This window comes from Mycolicibacter kumamotonensis, from assembly GCF_002086285.1.
In the GTDB taxonomy this organism is placed as follows: Bacteria; Actinomycetota; Actinomycetes; order Mycobacteriales; family Mycobacteriaceae; genus Mycobacterium; species Mycobacterium kumamotonense.
This window is the reverse complement of sequence record NZ_MVHU01000084.1, coordinates 1-2,033: the sequence shown is the minus strand read 5'-3', so window position 1 is coordinate 2,033 and position 2,033 is coordinate 1. Positions and strand designations below refer to the sequence as shown.

Below are 2,033 nucleotides of genomic sequence, written 5' to 3'. Positions count from 1 at the left end.
CGCGCCGACAATGTGCGTTTGCGTCGTCTTCTTCAGCTGAGTGAGGAACAGGCACGTGCCGCCGCCAATGACCAGGCGACGCTGACCGGTACGCGGACCTCACCGGTGACGATGAGCTCCAGCTCTGCCGATAAGGTGCGGTTCTTCTTCGATCTCTTTCGTTGCCGCACCGATGTTTACGCACTGCGCTGGGAGAATCGACGAGATGGCCGCTCGGGCTGGATGCCGGCGATCAAGGGCTATTGGCGCAAGGGTATGAATCGAGCCGACGCGCCGTACCTCCCACTGACACCCGAGGTTGTCGATGCCCATCTGCGGGGCGAGGCACATATCGGCCTGTATCCGCTCAGTGATGATGACACCTGCTGGTGGGTCGCAGCCGACTTCGACAAGCAAGCCGCGATGCTCGACGCGCTCGCCTACATGAAAGCAGCACGGTCCTATGGGATTCCGGCCGCGCTGGAGGTATCGCAATCCGGGCGCGGCGCTCACGTGTGGATTTTCTTCGCTCATGCCATCTCGGCAGCGGTCGCCCGCAGCGTCGCCACAAGTCTGCTGGGTGAGGCATTCCGCCTACGCGGCAGCATGCAGCTGAGCAGCTATGACCGATTGTTCCCATCCCAAGATGTGCACACCGGGCGTGGGGTGGGCAATCTGATCGCCGCCCCGATGAACGGCAAGCGCCGACAACACGGCACTACCGTCTTCCTCGATCCGGCCACCCCGGAACCCTACGAGGATCAGTGGGCCTACCTGTCCAGCATCGCCCGACTGTCCACCAAAGACGTGACCGCGTTGGCGCGCCAACTTCCCGCCCCACAGATCGGCCACCATGTCCGGCGTCTGCAACTACCGACGTCGTCGCGCATCGTCCCACGGCCGGCGGCAATCGTGCGCGCAGAGTTCACCTCGCGACTCACCCTGACCGCCAACGATCTGGGCCCGGCGATGATCTCGGCCGTCAAACACGCCGCATCGATACGCAACCCGGAATTCGATGCGCGCCAACGCGCCCGCCGCAGCACCTGGGACACACCACGATTCCTCTACAGCTACGACGAAACCGCCGAGGGTGACCTCGTCCTGCCCCGTGGTCTGCATCCCCTGCTGAATGAACTCGTCGAATCGGCCGACAGCACGCTGCATGTCGACGACAAGCGAATCACCGGCGAACATCACGAGTTCACCAGCAGTACGCCGCTGCGAACCTCCCAGACCGCCGCACTGCACCAACTCCTCGAACAAGACACCGGTGTTCTCATCGCGCCACCGGGCACCGGCAAGACAGTCATCGCCTGTGCGGCAATCGAATCGCGATCTACCTCGACACTGGTGTTGGTCGATCGCAAGGCCCTCGCCGACCAATGGCGCGACCGCATCAGCAGGCACCTCGGTTTCAAGTGCGGTCAAATCGGCGGCGGACGGTCGAAAACCACCGGCATCCTCGACATCGCCCTGCTGCCAACACTCGCTCGCCGCGACAACGTCGAAGACATCACCGCCGGCTACGGATTCGTCATCGTCGACGAATGCCACCACGTCGCCGCCAGCGCATTCTTCGGCGTCCTAAGCCGCATCTCCGCGCGATACTGGCTCGGCCTGACCGCCACCCCGGAACGCCGCGACGGGCTCGAAGACCTGATCTACCACCAACTCGGATCCCACCACGTGGCCATCGAGCCACCCAGCGCCGGACAACTCCCGGTCGACGGTTCCGCTCTACTGACACCCCACCCGGTTCTGCACCTGCACCCAACCCAATTCCACTACCGCGGCGACGCAGACCCCACTGCACCCGGTGGAATGGCCGAGATCTACCGCTCCCTCGTTGCCGACCAGGATCGACTTGAGCAGATCGTCGGCGACGTGCGGGCTGCCTCCGAAACCGGCGCCAACATCCTGGTGCTCACCACCTGGGTCGAGCATCTCAACGCCATCACCGACCAACTACGCACCGCGGGACGGGCTGTCACCGTTCTGCGCGGCGGCATGAAGGCTCGAGAACGCCGCCAGATCGCCGACCAACTCGCCAA

The 2,033-nt window shown here is 64.1% G+C and carries 1 protein-coding gene; it reads left to right on the top strand.

Annotated elements, in window-relative coordinates; genetic code table 11:
* Positions 1–2,033, top strand: a 2,033-nt coding sequence (locus tag BST28_RS22815) for a TOTE conflict system archaeo-eukaryotic primase domain-containing protein (protein WP_234808394.1), incomplete at both ends; no start/stop codon positions are given.